The 22,181-nt window shown below is 32.8% G+C and carries 29 protein-coding genes; 17 read left to right on the top strand and 12 right to left on the bottom strand.

Annotation, left to right across the window (positions count from 1 at the left end; genetic code table 11):
• Window positions 1-14 precede the first annotated feature (14 nt).
• The gene (locus tag SB689_RS08590; RefSeq protein WP_410691706.1) at window positions 15-809 is read right to left on the bottom strand and encodes a hypothetical protein; all 795 of its coding nucleotides are present in this window, start codon (window positions 807-809) and stop codon (window positions 15-17) included.
• Between the two features lie 182 nt (window positions 810-991).
• Window positions 992-1,141, bottom strand: a complete 150-nt coding sequence (locus SB689_RS08585; RefSeq protein ID WP_157885987.1) for a bacteriocin-like protein — start codon at window positions 1,139-1,141, stop codon at window positions 992-994.
• A gap of 121 nt (window positions 1,142-1,262) precedes the next feature.
• Here SB689_RS08585 and SB689_RS08580 point away from each other — a divergent pair, with 121 nt between their 5' ends.
• From SB689_RS08580 to SB689_RS08570, 3 genes are all read left to right on the top strand, one after another.
• Window positions 1,263-1,751 (top strand): TlpA family protein disulfide reductase, encoded by a 489-nt coding sequence (locus SB689_RS08580; protein ID WP_410691705.1) that lies wholly within the window; start codon window positions 1,263-1,265, stop codon window positions 1,749-1,751.
• Between the two features lie 10 nt (window positions 1,752-1,761).
• The gene (locus SB689_RS08575) at window positions 1,762-2,415 is read left to right on the top strand and encodes a thioredoxin family protein (RefSeq protein WP_410691704.1); all 654 of its coding nucleotides are present in this window, start codon (window positions 1,762-1,764) and stop codon (window positions 2,413-2,415) included.
• A gap of 120 nt (window positions 2,416-2,535) precedes the next feature.
• Window positions 2,536-2,931, top strand: a complete 396-nt coding sequence (locus SB689_RS08570) for a DUF2809 domain-containing protein (RefSeq protein WP_410691703.1) — start codon at window positions 2,536-2,538, stop codon at window positions 2,929-2,931.
• 6 nt (window positions 2,932-2,937) lie between these two features.
• On the opposite strand, the gene SB689_RS08565 is transcribed toward SB689_RS08570, so the two are convergent.
• The 3 genes from SB689_RS08565 to SB689_RS08555 form a co-directional block, all read right to left on the bottom strand.
• Window positions 2,938-3,855 (bottom strand): YARHG domain-containing protein, encoded by a 918-nt coding sequence (locus SB689_RS08565; RefSeq protein ID WP_410691702.1) that lies wholly within the window; start codon window positions 3,853-3,855, stop codon window positions 2,938-2,940.
• Entirely contained in the window at window positions 3,852-4,490 is a 639-nt protein-coding gene (locus SB689_RS08560) for a DUF2306 domain-containing protein (protein ID WP_410691701.1), read from the bottom strand. The genes SB689_RS08565 and SB689_RS08560 overlap by 4 nt, the downstream gene beginning before the upstream one ends.
• Before the next feature lie 104 nt (window positions 4,491-4,594).
• Window positions 4,595-5,797 (bottom strand): NAD(P)/FAD-dependent oxidoreductase, encoded by a 1,203-nt coding sequence (locus SB689_RS08555; protein ID WP_410691700.1) that lies wholly within the window; start codon window positions 5,795-5,797, stop codon window positions 4,595-4,597.
• Window positions 5,798-6,132: 335 nt separating this feature from the next.
• Here SB689_RS08555 and SB689_RS08550 point away from each other — a divergent pair, with 335 nt between their 5' ends.
• From SB689_RS08550 to SB689_RS08520, 7 genes are all read left to right on the top strand, one after another.
• Complete coding sequence (locus SB689_RS08550) at window positions 6,133-6,624, top strand: acyl-CoA thioesterase (RefSeq protein ID WP_410691699.1); 492 nt, start codon at window positions 6,133-6,135, stop codon at window positions 6,622-6,624.
• A gap of 88 nt (window positions 6,625-6,712) precedes the next feature.
• The gene (gene thiL / locus SB689_RS08545; protein WP_410691698.1) at window positions 6,713-7,777 is read left to right on the top strand and encodes a thiamine-phosphate kinase; all 1,065 of its coding nucleotides are present in this window, start codon (window positions 6,713-6,715) and stop codon (window positions 7,775-7,777) included.
• A 108-nt stretch (window positions 7,778-7,885) separates the two neighbouring features.
• Entirely contained in the window at window positions 7,886-8,239 is a 354-nt protein-coding gene (locus SB689_RS08540; RefSeq protein WP_410691696.1) for a hypothetical protein, read from the top strand.
• Between the two features lie 88 nt (window positions 8,240-8,327).
• Window positions 8,328-9,011 carry a hypothetical protein gene (locus tag SB689_RS08535; RefSeq protein ID WP_410691695.1) on the top strand — a complete coding sequence of 228 codons (684 nt, stop codon included), beginning with the start codon at window positions 8,328-8,330 and terminating at the stop codon, window positions 9,009-9,011.
• A 139-nt stretch (window positions 9,012-9,150) separates the two neighbouring features.
• A complete protein-coding gene (locus SB689_RS08530) occupies window positions 9,151-9,684 on the top strand; it encodes an REP-associated tyrosine transposase (protein WP_410691694.1) in 534 nt (177 codons plus the stop codon).
• 39 nt (window positions 9,685-9,723) lie between these two features.
• On the top strand, window positions 9,724-9,990 hold the full coding sequence (locus SB689_RS08525) for a hypothetical protein (protein WP_410691693.1): 267 nt from the start codon (window positions 9,724-9,726) through the stop codon (window positions 9,988-9,990).
• Window positions 9,991-10,001: 11 nt separating this feature from the next.
• Window positions 10,002-10,430, top strand: coding sequence for a hypothetical protein (locus SB689_RS08520; RefSeq protein WP_410691692.1), 429 nt, complete (start codon window positions 10,002-10,004; stop codon window positions 10,428-10,430).
• 83 nt (window positions 10,431-10,513) lie between these two features.
• Here SB689_RS08520 and SB689_RS08515 read toward each other — a convergent pair whose 3' ends face one another.
• Window positions 10,514-10,762 carry a hypothetical protein gene (locus SB689_RS08515; protein WP_410691691.1) on the bottom strand — a complete coding sequence of 83 codons (249 nt, stop codon included), beginning with the start codon at window positions 10,760-10,762 and terminating at the stop codon, window positions 10,514-10,516.
• 147 nt (window positions 10,763-10,909) lie between these two features.
• A complete protein-coding gene (locus SB689_RS08510) occupies window positions 10,910-12,235 on the bottom strand; it encodes a DUF3472 domain-containing protein (RefSeq protein ID WP_410691690.1) in 1,326 nt (441 codons plus the stop codon).
• A 196-nt stretch (window positions 12,236-12,431) separates the two neighbouring features.
• On the opposite strand from SB689_RS08510, the gene SB689_RS08505 reads away from it, so the two are divergent.
• The gene (locus SB689_RS08505; protein WP_410691689.1) at window positions 12,432-12,701 is read left to right on the top strand and encodes a CPCC family cysteine-rich protein; all 270 of its coding nucleotides are present in this window, start codon (window positions 12,432-12,434) and stop codon (window positions 12,699-12,701) included.
• A gap of 57 nt (window positions 12,702-12,758) precedes the next feature.
• Here SB689_RS08505 and pepT read toward each other — a convergent pair whose 3' ends face one another.
• On the bottom strand, window positions 12,759-14,006 hold the full coding sequence (gene pepT, locus SB689_RS08500; protein ID WP_410691688.1) for a peptidase T: 1,248 nt from the start codon (window positions 14,004-14,006) through the stop codon (window positions 12,759-12,761).
• Window positions 14,007-14,193: 187 nt separating this feature from the next.
• Between pepT and SB689_RS08495 the strand changes: the two genes are divergently transcribed.
• Both SB689_RS08495 and SB689_RS08490 read left to right on the top strand, forming a co-directional pair.
• Entirely contained in the window at window positions 14,194-15,042 is an 849-nt protein-coding gene (locus SB689_RS08495; RefSeq protein ID WP_410691687.1) for a hydroxymethylglutaryl-CoA lyase, read from the top strand.
• A 155-nt stretch (window positions 15,043-15,197) separates the two neighbouring features.
• Entirely contained in the window at window positions 15,198-16,034 is an 837-nt protein-coding gene (locus SB689_RS08490) for a sulfurtransferase (RefSeq protein WP_410691686.1), read from the top strand.
• A 164-nt stretch (window positions 16,035-16,198) separates the two neighbouring features.
• Here SB689_RS08490 and SB689_RS08485 read toward each other — a convergent pair whose 3' ends face one another.
• The 4 genes from SB689_RS08485 to SB689_RS08470 all read right to left on the bottom strand — a co-directional run bounded on the left by SB689_RS08485 (window position 16,199) and on the right by SB689_RS08470 (window position 18,182).
• Window positions 16,199-16,525, bottom strand: a complete 327-nt coding sequence (locus SB689_RS08485) for an iron-sulfur cluster assembly protein (protein ID WP_066753828.1) — start codon at window positions 16,523-16,525, stop codon at window positions 16,199-16,201.
• Between the two features lie 3 nt (window positions 16,526-16,528).
• Window positions 16,529-17,233, bottom strand: coding sequence for a 3'-5' exonuclease (locus SB689_RS08480; protein WP_410691685.1), 705 nt, complete (start codon window positions 17,231-17,233; stop codon window positions 16,529-16,531).
• A gap of 95 nt (window positions 17,234-17,328) precedes the next feature.
• Complete coding sequence (locus tag SB689_RS08475; protein WP_410691684.1) at window positions 17,329-17,676, bottom strand: tRNA-binding protein; 348 nt, start codon at window positions 17,674-17,676, stop codon at window positions 17,329-17,331.
• The gene (locus SB689_RS08470; RefSeq protein ID WP_410691683.1) at window positions 17,673-18,182 is read right to left on the bottom strand and encodes a hypothetical protein; all 510 of its coding nucleotides are present in this window, start codon (window positions 18,180-18,182) and stop codon (window positions 17,673-17,675) included. The genes SB689_RS08475 and SB689_RS08470 overlap by 4 nt, the downstream gene beginning before the upstream one ends.
• A gap of 200 nt (window positions 18,183-18,382) precedes the next feature.
• Here SB689_RS08470 and SB689_RS08465 point away from each other — a divergent pair, with 200 nt between their 5' ends.
• The 4 genes from SB689_RS08465 (at window position 18,383) to SB689_RS08450 (ending at window position 22,117) form a co-directional block, all read left to right on the top strand.
• Entirely contained in the window at window positions 18,383-18,964 is a 582-nt protein-coding gene (locus SB689_RS08465) for a DUF4840 domain-containing protein (protein ID WP_410691682.1), read from the top strand.
• Between the two features lie 103 nt (window positions 18,965-19,067).
• The gene (locus SB689_RS08460) at window positions 19,068-19,631 is read left to right on the top strand and encodes an RNA polymerase sigma factor (protein WP_410691681.1); all 564 of its coding nucleotides are present in this window, start codon (window positions 19,068-19,070) and stop codon (window positions 19,629-19,631) included.
• Window positions 19,624-21,003: an outer membrane beta-barrel protein gene (locus tag SB689_RS08455; RefSeq protein ID WP_410691680.1), complete on the top strand. Its 1,380-nt coding sequence runs from the start codon at window positions 19,624-19,626 to the stop codon at window positions 21,001-21,003. Before SB689_RS08460 ends, SB689_RS08455 begins: the two co-directional genes overlap by 8 nt.
• Window positions 21,004-21,148: 145 nt before the next feature.
• Window positions 21,149-22,117, top strand: a complete 969-nt coding sequence (locus SB689_RS08450; RefSeq protein ID WP_410691679.1) for a T9SS type A sorting domain-containing protein — start codon at window positions 21,149-21,151, stop codon at window positions 22,115-22,117.
• Window positions 22,118-22,181: the final 64 nt, after the last annotated feature.

Genomic DNA, 22,181 nt, shown 5'->3' with positions numbered 1-22,181 from the left:
AATGCTCTCTTGTATTATAAATGATTGTATTCGTAAGTTGTGATCTCGGTCTTGGTTATTGAAGTCCCTGTTTTTTCGTAGGAATCCTTGGTTTCTTTCTTAGGATATCCGTTCGTATTATATTCGTAGGTTGAGTGGTAGATAGTCCATTCATCTCCCGGTATATTGGTGTATTGGATACGGTTGTTATAATCTATAACATTACGGCTTGATCCGTTCATTTCCTCACTTTCCAAAAGTCTTGTATAGCCTGTGATATTTTTAAAAGGAAAGCTTCCGCTATCATAGGCAACATTTTTAAGAATTCCGGTTCCGTTTTGAGTTGTTGTTGGCTTTACATCTGCCACGGTTTCTGTCCAGTTTTTTAAAGACCCGTCCGTATTTAAATAAACATCTTTTACATAAGTTTTAGTTGAGTTGGTCTGAGCAAGAACAACGGTTATTCTTACACGATCGGCACCAATGTAAGCATAATCTGTAGTGTAAGTTCCTCCTTGATAAGTAGATGATTTTTTTAAGATCTTGTTTGAACTGTTGTACGTTACATTTGTGGTTTGTGTTGATCCATCAGCGTAAGTATCAAGATATTTACTGATCAAATCACCGGAATACGTATAAGTTCTTTTGAAATTATCCGTTGTATTGGTCATGGTAACGATCTTGGCTCCGTTATAACTGAATGTATAATTATCACCATCCTGCACCATTTTGGTCACTAGAATAGGGTTGTCTTCTGCAGAAGTATCTTCCTCAACCGTTGCACACGATGTGAAAAGTAAAATAGGTAGTAAGAAGTAAAATTTTTTCATATAAATTGAGTAAATGAGTTATAAGAGTCAAAAATAAGAGAAATATTTAATTATTGAAATAAATTATAAGTTAAAATATAATATGGTTGATATTTTTTTAATTTAAAATAAAATGTTTCAATAAAAAATGACATCAAGTATTTGATGTCATTAGAAGTTTAATATAGATATGCTTAAAACAATTAACAGCAAACTCCTTTTGCGTTGCAAGCACCTATGTAAGCCTCACCGTCTGTGTCTGTAAAACAAAAACAAGTCGTAACACACTTAATTTCTCCAGCGCCATTAACTTTCTCTAATTGATCTCTTGTAAGTTTTTTTAAATTTTTCATAAGTAATAATTTTAATTTGTAAAACGAATATAAATAAAATAAATCAAAGAATAGTGACAAAAATGATTTTAAAGAATAATTTTCAAAATAAAAACTAATAATAATTTCACTAATTTTGAGTATGAAGAATGTAATCAATATATTATTTCTGTGTTTGTGTTTTACCATATTTAAAGCACAACAGACAACGGTTCCTTCGATTAAATATGAAGAGCTGGAAAAACGTATTCAACAGGAGAAAGATAAATTTCTTGTGGTTAATTTTTGGTCAACCACCTGTGCGCCATGCGTAAAAGAGCTTCCTCACTTCATGGAAGTGAATAATAGATACGCTAACAATCCGAAATTTAAAATGATCTTGGTTTCACTTGATCGATTGGTTGATAAAGAAAGAGTGATCAAATTCATCAAAAATAAAAACCTAACAGCAGAAGTTATTTTATTGGATGATATCAAAAGAATGAACACCTGGATTCCAAAATTTGAAAAAGACTGGGATGGAAATATCCCGGTGACTATTTTCTATAAAAACGGAGAAAAAGTGCATTTTAACGACGGAGAAATGAGCAAAGAAGAACTTGAAAATACAATTACTAAAAATTTACAATAATCAAAATAATATGAAAAATTTAAAGATTTTAATGACAGCTTTTATCGTTGGTTTAGGGCTTTTAAGCTTCACCACGATAAACGATGATAAAACTCCTCAAAAACAAAAGGCAGCTTCCACAAAAGGTTATGGAGTAGAAGATGAGGCAACAGATTTTAAGCTAAAAAATGTTGATGGAAAAATGGTTTCTTTAAGCGATTTTAAGTCTGCAAAGGGCTTTATCGTTATCTTCACATGCAACCACTGCCCATACGCGAAAAAATACGAGGACAGAATTGTTGAGCTTGACAAAAAATACAAAGATCAGGGTTATCCGGTAATTGCAATTAATCCAAATGATCCAAGCGTACAGCCGGAAGACGGTTACAAACAAATGATTGAGAGAGCTAAAGAAAAAGGGTTTACTTTCCCTTATTTGGTGGATGAGGGTCAGAAAGTTTTCCCTCAATACGGAGCAACAAAAACGCCGCATGTATTTGTTTTACAGAAAGAAAACGGTAAAAATATCGTAAAATACATTGGAGCAATCGATAATAATTACGAAAATCCAAACGATGTTTCAGAATATTATGCCCAAGACGCGGTAAATGCTTTGATAAAAGGCGAACCTATAAAAATGACAAAAACTGTCGCCATCGGATGCACGGTGAAAGTAAAGAAATAATATCTTTGTAAAATAATAAATAATCGGTGTTCTCTTGAATGCCGATTTTTTTATCAATAGGAACGGGCTTTAGCCCGTTTAAACAAATTAATCCATACAGGCTTTAGCCAAAACATAAATATGAAATTCAATTTTAGCTTAAAATATTTCGTTGCAACAATACTAATTTTCTTGGTTGAGGTTTTAATTGCCACAAAATTAAAAGACATTTTCTTCGTCAGAGCCTATTTGGGAGACGTTATTGTGGTGATTCTTCTCTATACTTTCGTTAAAAGTTTCTTCATTATTAATAATCAAAAACTTATTCTGGGAATTCTGGCTTTTTCTTGTTTGGTCGAGTTTGCTCAATCCTTCAATATTGCAGAAAAACTAGGCTTCCAACAAGGAAGCCTAATGTATATTGTGATCGGAAATTCTTTTTCCTGGATCGATATTTTATGTTATGTTGCAGGTTGTTTGATCCTTTTTCTTTTTGTAAAATTTGAAGAATCAATAAGCTTACAAAAAGTGAGTTAAGATCAATTATCTTCCGAAAGAATCATATTTATCTTCCGCATATTTTACAAAGCGATTCAACAAGGCAACGTTCTCTTTTTCCATCGGAGAAAGATCATTATCTACATTATTAGAAACCGGAATATACCAATCTGTCTGCTCAAAGAAGTTTCTGTAAGTTTGTTTTTTGAAAGCATAACCATGTCTTGCAAAAACAGAATTTTTGATGATTTCAAGATCTAGTTTTCTTAAGTTTTTAAGATCTTTTTCTGTCAGTTTTTGTTTTGAAGCGTTCAATTTAAACACAGCATCCGAAGCAACTCTGTTTTTTTGAGTTGTGTATTTTTCTGTTTTTCCGGTTTCTTCATCGGTATATTTTTCAACAAAATCTTTCGGATTTTCCCAATCTACCAAGTTGGAATCTTCATCCAGCATAAAATTCGGATTATAAACAAACTGCTTTTTGGTTAGTTTTAATGTTTTTAGAGGTGATTTTACCGCTTTTTTATTAAATACAGACCATTTTCCTGTTAAACTGTCACCAGTTAATTTTACTTCAAATCTGCCATCAGTTTTATCATTTCCGGGTTCGTCAAGAGTAAATGATTTAGAACTTTCATTAAAAATCCCTCTGAAAGGACGCTGATTTCCATTCACAATACTTTGTCCATAAACACTGTCTTTCGTAATTCTGTTGATCTTTAAAGCTAATTTTTTATAAACTTCTCCCTCGTATTCCTCACCATCTTCAGAAGTAATCATTTCCTTTCCTGCAAAATCGCCCATGTAAATTCCATACAGTTCTTGATGAACCTCAGGAACAACCACAGAATCTTTCTTTGCAACAAGAGAATCTTTTGATGATTTGGTTTCTTTTTCATCCTTTTTGCAGGCAATTAAACTGACTGTAAATAAGGAGATTAATGTTAATTTTAAAGTTTTCATATATGTTTTTTTGTAATTAAATATTCAATTAAAAGGATATTCGGAACCCATCCCATCCATGCAATAATTTCATAGACATCCATCGGATTGGGGTGGAATAAATATACAATAATAACCTTCCACATTCTTAAAGTGACAGCAGAAAGCGTTAATGCAAAGCTTCTCCACATCCATTGTTTATGTTGTTTAAATTTTTTCTGTCGGGCAAATTTATAAGCCTTAAAAGTCGTAAACCACCACAAACTTCCCAAAATAACAAAAGAAATTTTAGAGAAAATATCTCCGTTAGCGAAAAATCCCATGTAAATTCCTGACGGAGCAGAAAAGATCAACAATAGAAAAATATATATCTTTCCCGAATTTTTATGGAAATTTTTCAATCCAAAATCTTTCCTAAGAATAGCTAAAAACCCTGAAAGTAAAACAAAAATACTCGTGTAAACATGCGTGTAGAAAAACCACAGATATTCCGGTCTGTAGGTAACTTCAGTTTGTTTTATCATTAAAAAGCTGACCTCTGTTTTTAATGGAATATATTCTAACGTAATTTTCAGCATCAGCCAAAAGAAATATCCGAACCCGATGATTAAAAGGATTTTAAAAAGATTCGAAATGTTTTTTTTGACTAAAAGCATTTTATATTTTTTTAAACACTAATATCACAAATTTTCCCACTAATATTCACAAGATAAATTGTGCTATTTGTGAAATTATTAGTGTCATTTGTGTTTAGATTAAGCTATTTCAAATTCAAATCCTGCGCAATCAGCCAAGTCTCACTCCAACAAGCCTGAAAGTTAAAACCTCCCGTCACCGCATCAATATTTAAAACTTCTCCGGCAACATAAAAATTAGGCAAAATTTTGGAGGACATATTTTTAAAATTAACTTCTTTTAAATCTACCCCTCCTGCGGTTACAAATTCATCTTTAAAAGTTGATTTTCCTGTAACCTGCAATTTCTTTTTGCATAAATTTTCAAGAATCAACTGCATTTCTTTTCCCGAAATCTGTGCAACTTGTTTGTTTAGGTCTATTTTTGAAACCTCTAAAACTTTTTGCCAGAATCTATTCGTAATATCAAATATTTTTGCCAATCCAATCGTCTTTTTTGGATTAGATTGTTTGAAGTTTTGAAATAATTCTTCTGCATCATCAATATCTTTTGAAATAAAATTAACTTCAATTTCAAAATTATATTTAACCTTCGCTAAACTTAAAGCCTCCCAAGCCGATATTTTTAAAATAGCTGGTCCAGAAAGTCCCCAATGGGTAATCAATAATGGTCCGCTTTCCTCTGTTTTTAATTTTGGAATTGAGATTTCCGCATTTTCAAAACTTGTTCCCGGCAATTCTTTTAATAAATCATTCTTAATATTGAATGTAAAAAGTGATGGAACTAAATCGATGATTTTATGGCCTAAATTTTCAATGATTTTCAATGATTTTGGCGAACTTCCGGTTGTATAAATCACAAAATCGGCTTCAAAATCGCCTAAACTTGTTTTAACGATATATTTCTCGTCCAGTTTTTCAATTTCTTTTACAGAGCATTTTGTTTTTACTTCAACATTTTTGTGCTGAATTTCATTCAATAAAGTATTAATAATGGTCTGTGAAGAGTTGCTTTCAGGGAAAACCCTGTTGTCATTTTCTATTTTCAACGGAACTTTTCGTTGATCAAACCAATCCATTGTATCTCCCGGCTGAAATTTGGTGAAAACACTTAATAATTCCTTATTTCCACGAGGATAGAACTGAACTAATTCTTTGGGATCAAAGCATGCGTGAGTAACATTACATCTTCCGCCTCCGGAAATTTTAACTTTCTGAAGGACATCTGAGTTTTGCTCAAGAATTGTAATCTTATATTTTGTTTCGTCAAGATTCGATGCGCAGAAAAAACCGGCTGCACCGCCTCCAATAATGATAATTTGCTTCATAATTCTATTAATCTTATGCTCAAGATTATTTTTACAAAACTACAATTTTTATAAACCATCTTATTTGAGTAATTTTGAAGAATATAATTTTTTGAACTTTAAAGTGAAAATATTCAACCACAAAAGGAACAAAAGATTGTAAACACTTTAGAACAAATAAGTTTAATATTAAACAGTTTAAAAGTTCACATAAGATGAAAATCAAAGATTTTCTAAAACTAATGTGTTCTTCTGTTTATTGTTGAAAGATAGCTTGAAAGACTTATGTGTTGCAAAAGCTTTTGTTTCTTTTGTGGTTAAAAAGTTGGAGTTCATTATTAAAAAATAAAATTTAAATGATATTTTACCATAAATTCGAAGTTCGTTGGAGTGATCTTGATGCCAACAAACATTTAGCAAACTCATCATATGTGCAATTTTGCGCACAAACCAGAATGGCTTTTATGAAGCAGGAAAAAATGGGCGTTACTCAGATGAGCCGATGGGGAATTGGTCCTGTTATTATGCACGAAAGATTTTCTTTTTTTAAAGAAATATTTGCTGACCAAGTCGTTATCGTAAGTCTTGAAATCGATGGTTGTGCAGAAGATTCTTCTATTTATCGTTTTGTACACAAATTTTATCTTCCAGATGGTTCGCACTGTGCAACTGCAGAAGCGACAGGAGTTTGGATTGATACCATGTTGAGAAAAATGACAACGCCACCGGATGATGTAATGGAAGCAATGAACAAATATAAAACACCGGATACGATAATTTTAACGAGAGAAGATTTTAAGAAATTACCTTTCCGTCCGGAAAATATTGATCCGACGAAACTTAACTAATAATTGATAAGAGATAAATGATAGTTGATATAATAAAACGTCTTCAAAATCATTTATCTCTTATCAATCATCACTTATAAATTAAAATATGTTTGAAGATAAAGAACCAGAATTAACACCGATCTCTAAACTGGGAGAATTTGGATTAATTAAGCATTTAACAGAACATTTTCCTTTATCCAATGAGTCTTCGGAACTTGGAGTGGGAGATGATGCGGCAATCATTAATCCTGGAAATAAAAAGGTTGTTCTTACAACAGATGTTTTGGCAGAAGGAGTGCATTTCAATTTAGGATATGTTCCGTTGAAGCATTTAGGATATAAAGCGGTTGTTGTGAATCTTAGTGATGTTGCAGCAATGAACGCTACTCCAACACAGATCTTAGTTTCTTTGGCGGTTTCAAACCGTTTTCCGGTAGAAGCTTTAGAAGAAATTTATTCTGGAATTCAGTCGGCTTGTACAAGATATAAAGTTGATTTGATCGGCGGAGATACAACAAGCTCAAACGCTGGTTTGGTCATGAGTATTACGGCTGTCGGAATTGAAGATGAAGAAAACATCGTAAAAAGAAGTACTGCAAAACCAAATGATCTTCTTGTTGTAAGTGGAGATTTAGGAGGTGCTTATATGGGACTTCAGATTTTAGAAAGAGAGCATGCTGTGTTCCTTGCTGACCCAAATATGCAACCTGAAATGGAAGGATTTGATTATATTTTGGAAAGACAATTAAAACCAGAAGCAAGAACAGATGTTAAAGGTATTCTAGAAGGATTGGATATCAAACCAACTTCTATGATCGATATTTCTGATGGTTTAGCTTCTGAGATTTTACATCTTTCTGACCAATCAAACGTTGGTTTCAGATTGTACGAGGAGAAAATTCCGATGGATAATTTGACGATTACGACGGCAGATGAATTTAATTTAAATCCAGTAATGGCTGCTTTAAGTGGAGGTGAAGATTATGAATTGTTATTCACGATTTCTCCAAATGATTTTGAAAAAATGAAAAATCATCCGGATTTTACGATTATCGGACATGCTGTTGATAAAGAAGAAGGTAATTTCATGGTCGCGAGAGGCTCTAACCAATTGGTTTCTCTTACCGCGCAGGGTTGGGATGCTTTTTTAGGAAATAATCAAAACGATTAAATTTTATTTAATTTTGAAATATTGTGAAACCACTGCTTTTGTAGTGGTTTTTTTTGTTTAATTTAATTCGGTCTCTAATTTGTAGAGAAGTGAAAAACATAAAATGAAATGATAAAAAATAAAAGAAACCCGTTAAGTACTCTATTTGTAATAGGGATAATGATTCTAGGTTTTATTTCTTTAAAAGTGTATCAAAAATATAGTTTTAATAAAGAATACGAAAGTAAGTATAATGGTCTTGTAATAAAGCAAGAACCGGGCTCTAGAGGGTTTACTGATTTATATCTTTCAAATAAAAGTTGTGTACATTTAACATTTTATTCAAATTGGGACCGTAAAGAAGTTTTCGTAGGAGATTCAATTAGTAAAGATGAAAACTCAAGAGAAATAAGAGTTTATAAAAAAGATAATAATAGTGGTAATTATCAATATTTTAAGTCCGTAAATATGATAATTGACTAATTTCTTTGTTAGTCAAAGTCACAGACTTTGCGCAGAGGGGTAAGAAGTCTTGAAAGATGATGTTATTAATCTAAAATTTCCAAATATTATGAATTTTAAAACTAAAATAGTTATAATTTTATTATCCTCTTTATTACTTACGAATTGTAAGGAGGAAATGAAAAAATGTGTAAGTCAATCTACGGATACTAATGTAAAACTATATAATGATTTAACAGATCAGTTGATACCTTATTTTTTTAGAGAAGATTATTTAGGTGAAAAAAGATATTTTGATAGTTTAAGAGTTCATGATGATGATTTATATATCAAAGAGAAGACAAAAGCGCACAACGAACTTTTTAATCATCCTGAAAAATTTTGCAATTTGTATATAGATTCTATTAAAAATAAAAATACTGATTTTGCTACAGGTAGTACCGAAGATAATATAAAATACATACAAAGAAAGAAGGATTTTTTTAAAGACTTTTCCAATAGTCCAGATATTATTAAAAATTTAAGCCTACGAAGTTCTATAAAAGCAAATCAATTTAATTTGTGTACCGCAAAAGTGCTGGATCTGGCAGAGTATGATAAACATACAAATGAATGTGAGATAGGTGTTGTCTATTTTTCAGAGATTGTATTCGATATTTCAAAAAAAAGAGCATTAGTTTTTGTTGACCATCGTATAAAAAAAGATTATTATGGTAGAAATGCTATATTTAAACTAAGATTGCATGATAATTATTGGGAAATAGAAGATGTTATGTTAGTGTCAACTTCCTAATTTCCGGCTCTTTTCTTTTCCCCCCCCGCTGCGCAAAGTCTGTGACTTTGAGCCAGATTAATAAAAAAACCGCTACAATTTAGTAGCGGTTTTTTCATTAAAAGAAAATTATTTACATTTATTATATAAAAACAAAAAGATGAATGAAGGTTATATTATAAGAGATCAGGAGAAGCCACATTTTATAACCTGTACAGTTGTGGATTGGGTTGATATCTTTACAAGAAAGAATTATAGAGATGTAATAATTGAAGCCCTGAAATATTGTAAAGAACATAAAGGTCTTATATTATATGGCTATGTCATAATGAGTAATCATATTCACTTAATTGTACAATCGAAAGAAGGTAAACTATCAGACTTAATCAGGGATTTTAAAAAGTTTACATCAAAGAATATTTTAGAGAAAATACAAGCAGAACCGGAAAGTAGGCGAGAATGGATGCTGGAAAGATTTTCCAAAGCAACAGAAAGTCATAGTAGAAACAAAACCTATCAATTCTGGCAGTATGGTAATCATGCAGAAGAAATCTATACTTTGCACTTTTTATGGGATAAGCTTAATTATATTCATTTAAATCCTATAAGAGCGGGTCTGGTAGATAAGGCACATCATTATATATATATTCATCTGCAAGTAATTATGTTCTGGGAAATGGATTATTGGATGTAGAACTGGCAGATAATCCTGTAATTGATGTAACTAAGAAAAATGAGTTTTGGAAATATAATAATTATAATGAATAGAGCTCAAAGTCACAGACTTTGCGCAGCGGATGCTAATTTAACTTCAGGAACTATGACAATATCAAGGACTTGGCTAATTAATGATGTTAAAGCAACATCCGAAAGAGGCTTTTTAGATAGGACTGGTAATAAAATAAGCCCAATAGGTTCTGCTATTATTAATAATCCAGATTTGAATCACCTTATAAAAAATATAAGTAAAGGAGTTGGACATCGATCACAATTTAATTAAATAAAGTACAAATGAAAGACATAGTAAAAATTTTATCCCTAATATGTTTAGTAGCTCAAATTAGTTGCTCGATAAAAAATGAAGAAATTCCAGAAAAAGAAATGAAAAATAATGTTGAATTTGTTGGCAACATAATAAGTTTTCAAAAATCAAGTAATCATGCTTTTGGAATTATAAGATTAAAAATAATCAAAAAAAATATTAAAAATTTTGACGAAATATTGGATAAAGGAATATATCCTTATAAAATAAAAGATAAGATAGCTGAGTTATATTGTACTGTTTCAGTTGATAGAAAAGTAGGAGAAACGGTTAAGGTTGTATCTAATGATGGAGTTGTATATTATAACCCTTCCAATAGCAGAGAAGAAGGGAGCTTATTTATTATTGATGATCCTTATAACATTGATTTTGTAAAAATGAATACAATATTTAGATAGAAATAAAAATCCCGTTGCGCAAAGTCTGTGACTTTGAGCCAGATTAACAAAAAAACCACTACAATCCGTAGTGGTTTTTATCATTAAAAAGGCTGTTCCGTACAGCGATCATCGCCGGGAGGGCAATACGTTCCGCCACCACCTCCAGATCCACCGCCTACAGCGATGCATTGTCCGGGATTTCCGTCGTCATTCATTTCGCATGCTTTTCCGAAGGTGCATTCGCAGTCTGTCCAGCAATAGGCAGAATCTCCGTTGCTATGACAGCTACCTCCACCACTTCCAAGAATGTTGGATAGATCTTTTCTTAAAAGTTTTTTGATGTTTTTCATAATTAAAGTTTGTAATTTGGTTAAAATGTAAAATATTTTACATTATTTAAAGATAAAAAATTAAAATTAATCATTTCTCATACTTGTGATAAAAAGAAAACCAGCACAATATTGCACTGGTTTTATAGATGATTTTAAAATTAAAGCTTAATTTTCTAAGATCGTACAAGAACCTAAATCAGTTAAATTAATATCAGGAGCCCGAGTTGGCGGACTAACATTTAAAACAGAATTCATAAGCGTAACATCATTTGTAAATGCCCCGTTTTTAAGGTAAAAAGTATTATTTACAGTTCCTCCTGTAGCATCAACTCTTTGATGAGCTTTATAGGTCGCATCTGCGGTAAATTTAGCCTGAGATATCGGTAGCCATTGCCCATCCGTTGTTTTTACCCATTGATTTCCAAACTCAGCTTTTCTTCCCTGATAGCCGTTATCAGGAATAAAATTTTCAACAAAACTGTGCAAATTGTCTAAATAAGCTTTTGTATAAGGTCTTTTCCAACTCGCGATTAACAACCAGGAATTGGTTTCAGGAGTAAAAAACCAGGCTGTATAATCTGTTTTTCCTGTGCCATCAGGCTCTCCTTTTAATAGGAATTTGTACGTTACACCGGCTTTCCAATCGTATTGCAGGTAACTCTGTCCTCCAGAACCTTCATTTCCAAATTCTCCGGTCATCACATTCTTGCCTTTGCAGTTCAACTTGATTTTGTGATCTTCGGGAATAGCTTTTGGATCATCTGTAGAAAAAGGACTCCAGACAGAAAATAATACTCTTCTTTCAGTTTCAGAATTTACCTGAATTCCAAAATATCCATTCTGAAAACCATCAGCCATAAAATAAGAACCTATTTTGTCTTCTCCTTTCGGAATGGTGATTTCATTATAAAAATACAAAATATCTTTGCTGGTGGGGTTTGTGTACTTCAAATGGCAAGATGGTCCTCTTCTTCCCCAATAGTAAAAATTAGGATCATTACAGAAAATATTATCTTCCTCGGATAATGGATTTTCAAATATAATATGAGAAACATCCGCAAAATAATCTCCTGTCTTTTTTACACCTTGAAGATCCACTTTCACATATCCCGGAAGAACATTAAAATCTCCCACAGAATAGGTTTTATAAGAAGAATCTTTAATAGAAATCTTATGCGAAACGCCATTAACAGTAACTTTAATCACACTCTTTCCGGATGGAACTTTTGCTTTCAGGCTGAGGTGTAAAATCCCCCGATGACTTACTTTAAAATAAGTGCTGATTATCGTACCGGTACTTGTCCAATTCCCAAGACCATTTTTAGTAATTACTTCTGTTGAGCCTTTTGTTGAGGTTGTGATAAATGAATTTCCGGCTAAAGGAACTTCACCAGAGTAACGATGGTGATTCTGTATATTGGTTGCCATTACCATAGAAAATTTCAGGCATAAGAAAATAACATATGCACTGGTTAATAATTTTGTTTTCATTATTTGCTGTTTTAGTAAAAATAAAAACAAAACTTTCAAAATTTTTTATAGATAATTAAATTTTAATGATTTTGGTTAAATTCACAAAAGCACTGATTTTTTTGTTGAAGCCATTCATTGTTTTAAAAATAAATCTTTAAAATATTAATATTATGATCATTGTTTCTTTTACTGGTTTTTTATTTACTTTAGAAATATGAAACGAAATGAAAAAGAATATAATTTTCAATGCTATTGTTGTGGATATTTCACAATTGAAGAGAGAGGGAATTATTACATTTGTCGTGTTTGTTTTTGGGAAGATGATGGATGTAATGAAGCAGAAAGAATTAGTGGTCCAAATCACATGACTTTAGAAGAAGGACGAAGAAATTTTTTAAAATTTGGAGCTTGTGAAGAAAGATTTATAAAAAATGTTGAAAAAAATCCTGAAAATAAGTTTAGAAAAGATGATTTTTCAGATTAACAAAATAAACAAAAAACCACCGCAAAAAGCAGTGGTTTTTCTATAATAATTTAAATATTAAGCTTTTACAATATTGATAATAACCTCCATTGCTTTCTCCATACTTTCCAACGCAACATATTCGTAAGGTCCGTGGAAGTTCATTCCGCCCGCGAAAATATTTGGACAAGGAAGTCCCATGTATGACAATTGAGCACCATCTGTTCCTCCTCTGATCGCCTTAATTTTAGGCTCAATATTCGATTCTTTCATCGCTTTCGCAGCAAGGTCAATAATGTGCATTTTGCCTTCAAACTGTTGCTTCATGTTACGGTATTGCTCCTTGATCTCAACTTCAGCCGTTCCTTCACCATATTTTTGGTTGAATTCTACAACTTTTTGCTCCATGAATTTCTTTCTTGCTTCATATTTTTCTTCGTCATGATCACGGATAATGTATTGAAGTTTAGCCTCAGAAATATCAGCAGTAATATCCATTAAATGATAGAAACCATCAAAACCTTTAGTCGTAGCCGGAGTTTCATTTGCCGGAAGCAATTGAATAAATTCCGCAGCTAAAAGACCTGCATTCACCATTTTTCCGAAAGCATATCCTGGGTGTACACTCAATCCGTGGATTTTCACAACAGCACCTGCCGCGTTGAAGTTTTCATATTCCAACTCTCCAACCTCGCTTCCATCCATAGTATAAGCGAACTCAGCCCCGAATTTTGCAACATCAAATTTATGTGCTCCTCTTCCAATTTCTTCATCAGGTGTAAACCCAACTGCAACTCTTCCGTGCTTAATTTCCGGATGAGCGATTAAATATTCTGCTGCTGTTACAATTTCTGCACAACCAGCTTTATCATCAGCTCCCAAAAGAGTATTTCCGTCAGTTGTAATTAATGTCTGACCGATATATTGTTTTAAACTTTCAAATTTAGAAGAAGATAAAGTAAATCCTGTTGTTTGATTTAAAACTAAATCATTTCCATCATAATTTTCCCAAATCTGAGGTTTTACATTCTCGCCACTGAAATCCGGTGAAGTATCATAATGCGAAATAAATCCAATTGTTGGTTTGTCATCGTTTTCAAGGTTAGAGGGAACGTAGCCCATAATATAACCGTTATCATCAATCGAAACGTTTTCCAGACCGATCATTTTCAGTTCTTCAACAATGTATTTTGCGATGTCCCACTGTCTTTCTGTTGAAGGGGTAGTTTCGCTTTCTGCATCACTCGTTGAATAGATTTTTACGTAATTAATAAAACGGTTCAGTAATTTTTCTTTCCACAATTGGTTGAATTCTATTGTACTCATTAGATATCATAAATTTCAACAAAGTTAGCAAATTTGATGCTCAGAATACCTTATTTGGATTTGAATATAAGGTATTGAAAATATTAATCATATATAAAAGCTTGAAAATCAAAATAATGTTAGCTTTGCTTTAATCTTATATAAACTTGTTTAGTTTTATTATATTTGAGAAAATCAAAAAGTACCAATGTTTCTAACTGAATGTCCGAGAGATGCAATGCAGGGTTGGGGAGAATTTATCCCAACCGCAAAAAAAATAGATTATATCAACTCCTTGATGGAAGTTGGGTATGATATATTGGATTGTCTGAGCTTTGTTTCTCCAAAAGCAATTCCTCAGCTTGCTGATTCTGATGAGGTTGCCGAAAATATAGATAAATCTTTATCGAATACAAAAGTTTCTGCAATCATCGGAAATTACAGAGGTGCAGAAAAAGCGTTGAGGCATCAATCTGTTGATATTCTGGGTTTTCCGTTTTCTATTTCTGAAACTTTCCAGCATAGAAATACCAATAAAAGTCAGGAAGAAGCTTTTACTGAGATCATTAAAATGCTTGAATTGACGAAAAGTGAAAATAGAGAATTAAACATCTATTTTTCAATGGCTTTTGGAAATCCTTATGGTGAAATGTGGAAATGGGAAGATGTAGATTTCTGGGCACAAAGATTTTCAGAAATTGGAATTAAAAACATCTTACTTTCTGATACAACGGGAGTTGCAACACCAGAAACAATCTCTCTTTTATTCGATAAAATACCTTCAAAATACCCTGATATTAATTTCGGAGGACACTTTCATAACCGTTATGAAGATTCTTATTCTAAATTAAAAGCTGCTTACGATAAAGGCTGTAGAAGATTCGACAGTGCGATTAAAGGAATCGGCGGCTGCCCAATGGCGAAAGATGATTTGGTAGGAAATATGCCTACAGAACAGGTAATCAACTTCATGAGCGTTGAAAAAGTAGATCATAAATTAAATTTATTAAACTTCGAAAGTTCTTATAACAGAGCGAAAGATATTTTTCATTTTTGAGACATTGTTTCTTTTATTATGAGCGATTTCAGCCTGAGCTTGTCGAAGAATAATAAAATAAATATCAATAGGGGCGGGTTTTAACCCGCTCTCCTAGATTAAAAATTCAATTGGCTTTAGCCAAAACTTAAAAATTAACTCCAAAATCAACAAAAATGTCACCAATAATCTCACCATCCGAATTAAAAAATCTTCCAACTGAAAATCTCATCATCCTTGATGCAAGAGTAGGAAAAGACGTTTACAAAAACTACTTGGACAAACACCTCCAAGGAGCAAGATTCATCGATTTAGATAAAGACTTAGCTGAAATTGGAGAAGATGCAGCATTTGGTGGAAGACATCCGCTTCCAAGTGTTGAGAAATTTGCAGAAAAACTTTCAAATCTTGGAGTTTCGGAAGATTCTCATATTGTCATTTATGATGATAAAAACGGAGCAAATGCAGGTGCAAGAGCTTGGTGGATGTTAAGATCTTTTGGATTAAAAAATGTTCAGGTTTTAGATGGAGGTTTTCAAGCTGCTGAAAAAGAAGGATTAAAATTTTCATCAGGTGAAGAAATTTTTGAAAAATTTGATATAATTAAAAGAGAGAATTGGCTTCTTCCAACTTCGAGCTTAGAAGATGTTGAAAATGAATTAGTAAACAATTCTTCAACGGTAATCGATGTACGGGATGCTTACCGATATAATGGTGAATCTGAGCCTATTGATTTGGTGGCGGGGCACATTCCGGGAGCAATCAATATTCCTTTTTCTGAAAATCTTGATGAAAATGGAAATTTCCTAAAACCAGAAATTTTAAAAGAAAAATATTCAAAATTATTAGCAAACAAACCTGAAAATTTAATCATTCATTGTGGTTCAGGAGTTACGGCGTGTCATACGATTTTGGCTTTGGAATATGCTGGTTTTCATGTTTCTAAATTATATGTTGGCTCGTGGAGTGAATGGAGTAGAAGAGAAGGGAAAGAAATTGCAAGAGAGGTTTAATAAAAACATTTTCCGTCAAGTTTGTCATTCTGACGAAGGAAGAATCTCAATAGTAGTTGATAAATTCTTCACTCCGCTTTCGCTTCGTTCAGAATGACAAAACCTATAAACAAAATAAAAGGCTGCCAAAAAATTGACAGCCTAATTTATTTTTAATTCAATAATTAAAGCATTCCCAATTCAAACTTCGCTTCTTCGCTCATCATATCCTTATTCCAGCTCGGTTCGAAAGTAAGCTCTAAATCTACGCTTTTTACGTTTTCTGCTTCCGCTACTTTATCTTTTACCTCCTGTGGAAGCGTTTCTGCAACCGGACAGTTTGGTGTAGTAAGAGTCATAATAATTTTCACATCAGCATCTTCAGAGATCTGAACATCATAAATAAGTCCCAACTCGTAAATATCCACGGGAATTTCCGGATCATAAACGGTTTTTAGTATTCCAATGATTTCTTCTCCTATATCGGCAATTTGATCGTCTGTAAATTTCATTTTTTAATCTAGATTGATATTCCTTTTCAACAAATCTTCCTGACGCATTCGTCGGAAAACATTTGCCAAAGTTAAGACATCTTTTTCACAATAGTCAACTATTCTTTGCAAGTCTTTTTCTATGTAATAGATTGATGAAACCATTGAGCCGTCGATATCGTCTTTCGGAGTCGGAATTCCGAAAACGTGTGCCAGTAATTCTAAAGAAATGAAGCTTTTATAGTCTCCGAACTTCCATAATTCCATCGTATCAATATGCGGAATTTCCCACGGTTTTTTACCAAACATCTGGAAAGGAGTTGGAGGTTGCATTCCATTAATCAGAAATCGTCTTGCGATCCACGGGAAGTCAAATTCCTTTCCGTTATGAGCACAGAGAATCACATCACGAAGTCTTGGACTGTTAAAAATCTCGCCAAATTCTATCAGCAATTTCTTTTCATCATCGTTTGCGAAGCTTTTGATCTTTAAAGTATCGTTTTTTTCAACCATTCCGATGGTGATGCAGATGATTTTTCCGAATTCGGCCATAATTCCGGCTCTTTCGGGGTAAAATTCTTCTGCCGTTGCTTCATCTTTTCTCTGGAATCGTGTTTTTTTATCCCAAAGTTTTTGTTCTGTTTCCGGAAGTTCTTCCCAAGAACCTGTCCCCGGAACGGTCTCAATATCAAGGAATAAAACTCTTTCTAATGGAATGTTTTGTATCATTAAATTTTTTCTTTAACTAACTTAATCTAAACCTCATAGGTTTTTGAAACCTATGAGGTTTAATTTAAATCGGAATTTTATTAAATATTTTAAAATTAGCCAACCTGCATTCCATTTTTTGCGGGCAATGAAGGGGTTAAAAGTGTAACGTCTTTTTTATTTTCTCCATAAACTCCCAAAACCAGACACTCGCTGAAAAAATTGGCGATCTGTTTCTTTGGAAAGTTTACAATAGCTAAAATTTGTTGTCCAATAAGGTCTTCTTTCTGATAAAGATTTGTGATTTGGGCGGATGATTTTCTGATGCCTAAATCACCGAAATCAATTTCTAGCTGATACGATGGATTTCTGGCTTTTTCAAAATCATTTACTGAGATTATGGTTCCGCATCTGATATCTAATTTTTCAAAATCTTCCCAAGAGATTTCCGGTTTTACTATCATGATAATGAATTGATTAAGTTTTCTACTTCTGTTTTCTGTTCTGCATATTTGTGTTGAAGCTCAGAGTTTTCGCCCATTCTTCTGTAATATTCCAATGCTTTATTTCCGAAAAATTTTCTGTGAAAATCTGAAACATCAGGAATTTGTGGAAACACTTTATGAAAAAGCATTTCGTAATAAGCTTGAAATTCTCTTTCATTTTTATCCTCAATTACATTTCCGGGCGCTTTCTGTCTTACATGAAGCATTTCGTGGGCAACCATATTTAAGACAAGATTCAGATCAAAATCAAATATATTTTTAGGGATCATAACCATTTGAGGATGTCCCAATTCCCCTTCCGCTGTTAAAAGCATTGAGTTTGGTGAAAGTTCCTGTCTGAAACCAAAACCCGCAAAGTTTTCATGCTCTAAATCAAACGAGTGAATTAAATACTTTGCAGCGTCTAAAATTTGATCATGCTCTTTATAAGCTTCGAGATGTAGATTGATTTGTTCGAAATTCATTCAAAAATATGTTTTAACAAATGTATTAAAATATTAAAAACTTAAACAAGACTTCATGAAACATAATTTTTTCTTTTAATAATCAATTAGTTATAATTTTTTTTCATCTTTTTTCAATATTTCGTGCAAGATTTTTCGAAAAAGGGATTTATATAAATGAGTACTCAAAGTAAATAATGTATAATGAAATAATTAAAGTAATGAAGAAATTAACAGTACTTAAGGCTTTTATGGTCGTTTTGGTTGCATTTGCAGCGTTGTCTTTAACGTCGTGTAATAATGATAGATATGAACCTGTTCCTGTAAAGCTGGGAGATGTGAATGGCAACTATAAGGCAAGACTTTTTATACAGCAGGGAAGTAAAGGACCTATTGTTGAGAAAATTATCAACTTTTCGGCAAAGGATACGATAGTTGATTTTAAAGAGTTTCCGATCAGAGAAATTGTAAAATCTGTAGTAAAAGATCCTGTAAAAACGGATACGGCATTAGCCAAAATCGGTAAAGTTGAATATAAACTTAATTATACTTCAAAAATTAATACAGAACAGAATATTGTTGAGTTGACCTTTGCTCCTAAGAAATTGAATATCCAGATTCCTGTAGACGGAGTGACTAAAAATGCTGTAGTAACAGTTGTTGCTAAACAAAAAGGTTTTTTTGTAGGTCAAGATTGGTCGCTGAGATTCGGTTTGGTCGCAGAAAAGATAATAGTTGATGGTGTAGAATTAGCCCCCTTTGAAACCATTAAATATGATTTTCCGTATTCTATAAAAAATTAAGAGACGGATATCATGCAAGATAGGTTGTGCTTTGAAAAAAGGCAGCCTATTTTTGCATTACAATTAAATTAATCATAAAATCAGGATGTTATTGTAAAAATACATGGAAGAAAGTAAGGAGCAGATTTTGATAAAACGCCTTCATTTGAAGGAGGAAACTGCCTGGAAAGAGCTTTTTGAAGCTTATTCCGGAAACCTTACCTATGTGTGTTCGCGATACATTATCGGACAAGACGATGTGCATGATGTTTTACAGAACAGTTTTATAAAGATGTTCCGTTCGATTGATTCATTTGAATACAGAGGAAGTGGTTCTTTAAGAGCCTGGATAACCAGAATTGTGGTGACAGAATCATTAAAATATCTTAAGCAAAATTCTGATTTTAAAATAGTTGATGATGAATTTGAAATACCGGATCTCCCGGAAGAAGAACCCGATCTTCAGGAAATATCCCAAACAACGATCATGAAAATGATACGAACTCTGCCCGACGGTTACAGAACTGTTTTCAATTTGTTTGTGTTTGAGGAGAAGAGTCATAAAGAGATTGCCGGGATTTTGGGAATTGCTGAAAATTCTTCGGCATCACAGTTTCATAGAGCTAAAGCGATGCTTGGTCATAAAATAAAAGAATATAAAATGTCAAAAACAGCGCAATATGAGTAATCAGTGGTTGAATGAGATGCGCAGAAAAATGGAAGATCATACCGATGATGTTCCTGAAGGATTGTGGGACAATATTAAAGATGATTTGTTCTCCGAAGACGACAATGATAAAATTGCAGCATTTCCTATCATTGGAAATGATTTGAAAGCAAAAGACAAAAATACATCTACGTTTACATCTAAAAAAATAGTATACCGCATCAGTGCCGTTGCCGCTGTGATTGCAATGTTTTTTATTGGCGGAAAAATATTCGATTTTTATAATAATGAAAAGACAGATTCACCAAAAATTGCAAGTTCTAAGAAAGGAAATAAAGTAGAATCAGCGAGTTATTCTTCTGAAAATAAAAACTTGCCGAAAAGCGTTAATGATTTGATTGATAAAGATTTATTTAAACGAAATGCAATCTCAAATAATATCACATCAAATATAATTTCAACAAAAAATAGCTTTAATGAAATTTTTAAAAATGTAATTAATAATTCAGGAAATCAAAATCAAAATACGACAGCAGATTTAATTAATCAAAACAATCAAATTGCACAGCAGGAAAATGTAATTATTGATAATAATCAGACAATCAATGATATAAAAGAACCTGTTTCACAAGAAGAAAAAGATTTTAAAGATAAATTTGAGTCAATTCAAAAACAAAAAATCGCAAAAAAACAATCCAAAAAACCTTGGATGCTAAGTTTGCTGACAGGAAATACTTCAGGAAGTTCATCAGAACAATTTCCGGGATATGCTACCATAAGCGGAAGCCCGATGAATGTTGGTGATATGTTTTATGCAAGTAACGATGGAGATCCTTTTGTACAAGTTGTTTTGGCTAATCAAAATAAGGAAGTGGAAGCCAGAATAAGACATAAAGTGCCGGTTACTTTAGGCGTTTCAATGTATTACAGTTTAGGAAAAAAATGGGGAATAGGAACGGGAATTAATTATACAAAATTATCGTCCGAGCTTCGTTCGGGAAGTGATGCTAATTTAATAAAAAGCGATCAGTCGGTTCATTACATTGGTGTTCCGGTGCAGGTAAATTATAATGTAATTAAAAAAGGAGCTTTTACGGGATATGTTACTGCCGGAGCAGTTGTTGAAAAGGCGGTTGCAGGTGGTGTCACCACAAAGTATATTGTAAATAATGAAGTAAAAGAGGAGAAAAAAGAAGGATTGGAGGCAAAACCGGTTCAGTTTTCGGTTAATAGCGGGATTGGATTACAATTAAAAATTGTCAATAAAATAGGGATTTATGCAGAACCGGGCATCGGCTACCATTTCAAGGATGAAAGTTCACTCAATACAATATATAAAGAGAAACCATTAAATTTTAATGTAAAATTCGGGATTAGATTGTTGCTAGACTGATAGTTAATTCAGACTTCAAAAAGCAATATCTAAAAATAAATTAGGCTCATTAATTAATAAGCGCTATGGTTTTATTATGCCCAAATTTTAACCAAAATAAAAACTGATAAAATATTAAAAATCAATTCACTAAATAAATATTAACATGAAAACAAAACTAATTTTTTTAGCATTTTACCTATTTCTGAGCATTGTAAAAATACAGGCTCAATGTACCCCTACAATTACGAGTCCTAGATTGGGAACTATGTTTGCAGATAGAGTGGTTTTTTGTAATACAGAAACCGAAACGCTTTCTACAACTCAAACTTACGGAAGTTATCAATGGTACAAACAACAGTGGGACTGGCAATCTCCCAATCCAAATCCTTGGGTTCCGGTTCCGGGAGCAACATCACAAACATTGACGATCAATGGTGTAGATGATATGCTGTATTATTTTAAGGTTGAAGTTACAGACGGAGACTGCATTGCAGAAAGTCCGGCCATTCTTGCCGACGGATATGCTTATGGTCTGCCATATATGATGGCTAATTTTACACCCGGAACTTATGAAGAAGTCGGACCTGGAGAGTATAATGTTTGTCAGGGAGCAACTGTGCAACTTGATGATGGATTTCCTTTGTTGTATGGTGTTCATACTTGGTTTAAATGTGTCCCGAGCAGCAATCCTCCCTTGCCTACAGATCCTTGCATCATCAATGGAGCAACGGGCGATTCTTATATTGCTAATGCATCGGGCGAATATGGATTTTATGCTTGTACAGAATACTGTCCCGATCAATGTGAAATGTTGAGTGATTTCGCGTTTATCAAACTTAATTTCGGAAACTTTGGCTTCTGTAATCTCGCAACAGGTGAAATAAAACCGAAAGAAAACGCCCTGACATTATATCCAAACCCAACAACCCAATTTTTATATATCGGAAAAGAATCTGATAAAACATATAGTTCTATCTCTATCATCGATATGTCTGGAAAGCTTGTTTTACAGAAAGATAAGCATCAATATAATGTTGCCATTGATGTAAGCAGTCTTGTTCCCGGAACGTATATGATTGTCTCTAAAAGTTTAGACGGGAAAGTATATAAAAACAAATTTATAAAGAAGTAATAGTTAGTTTTTTAATAATTTATGTTTAGGTCGGTACAGAGTTCATCCCTGTGCCGATTTATTT

Origin of the sequence: Chryseobacterium sp. SIMBA_038 (assembly GCF_046535115.1) — a bacterium.
Classification (GTDB): domain Bacteria; phylum Bacteroidota; class Bacteroidia; order Flavobacteriales; family Weeksellaceae; genus Chryseobacterium.
This window is presented reverse-complemented; position numbering and strand designations above follow the sequence as displayed.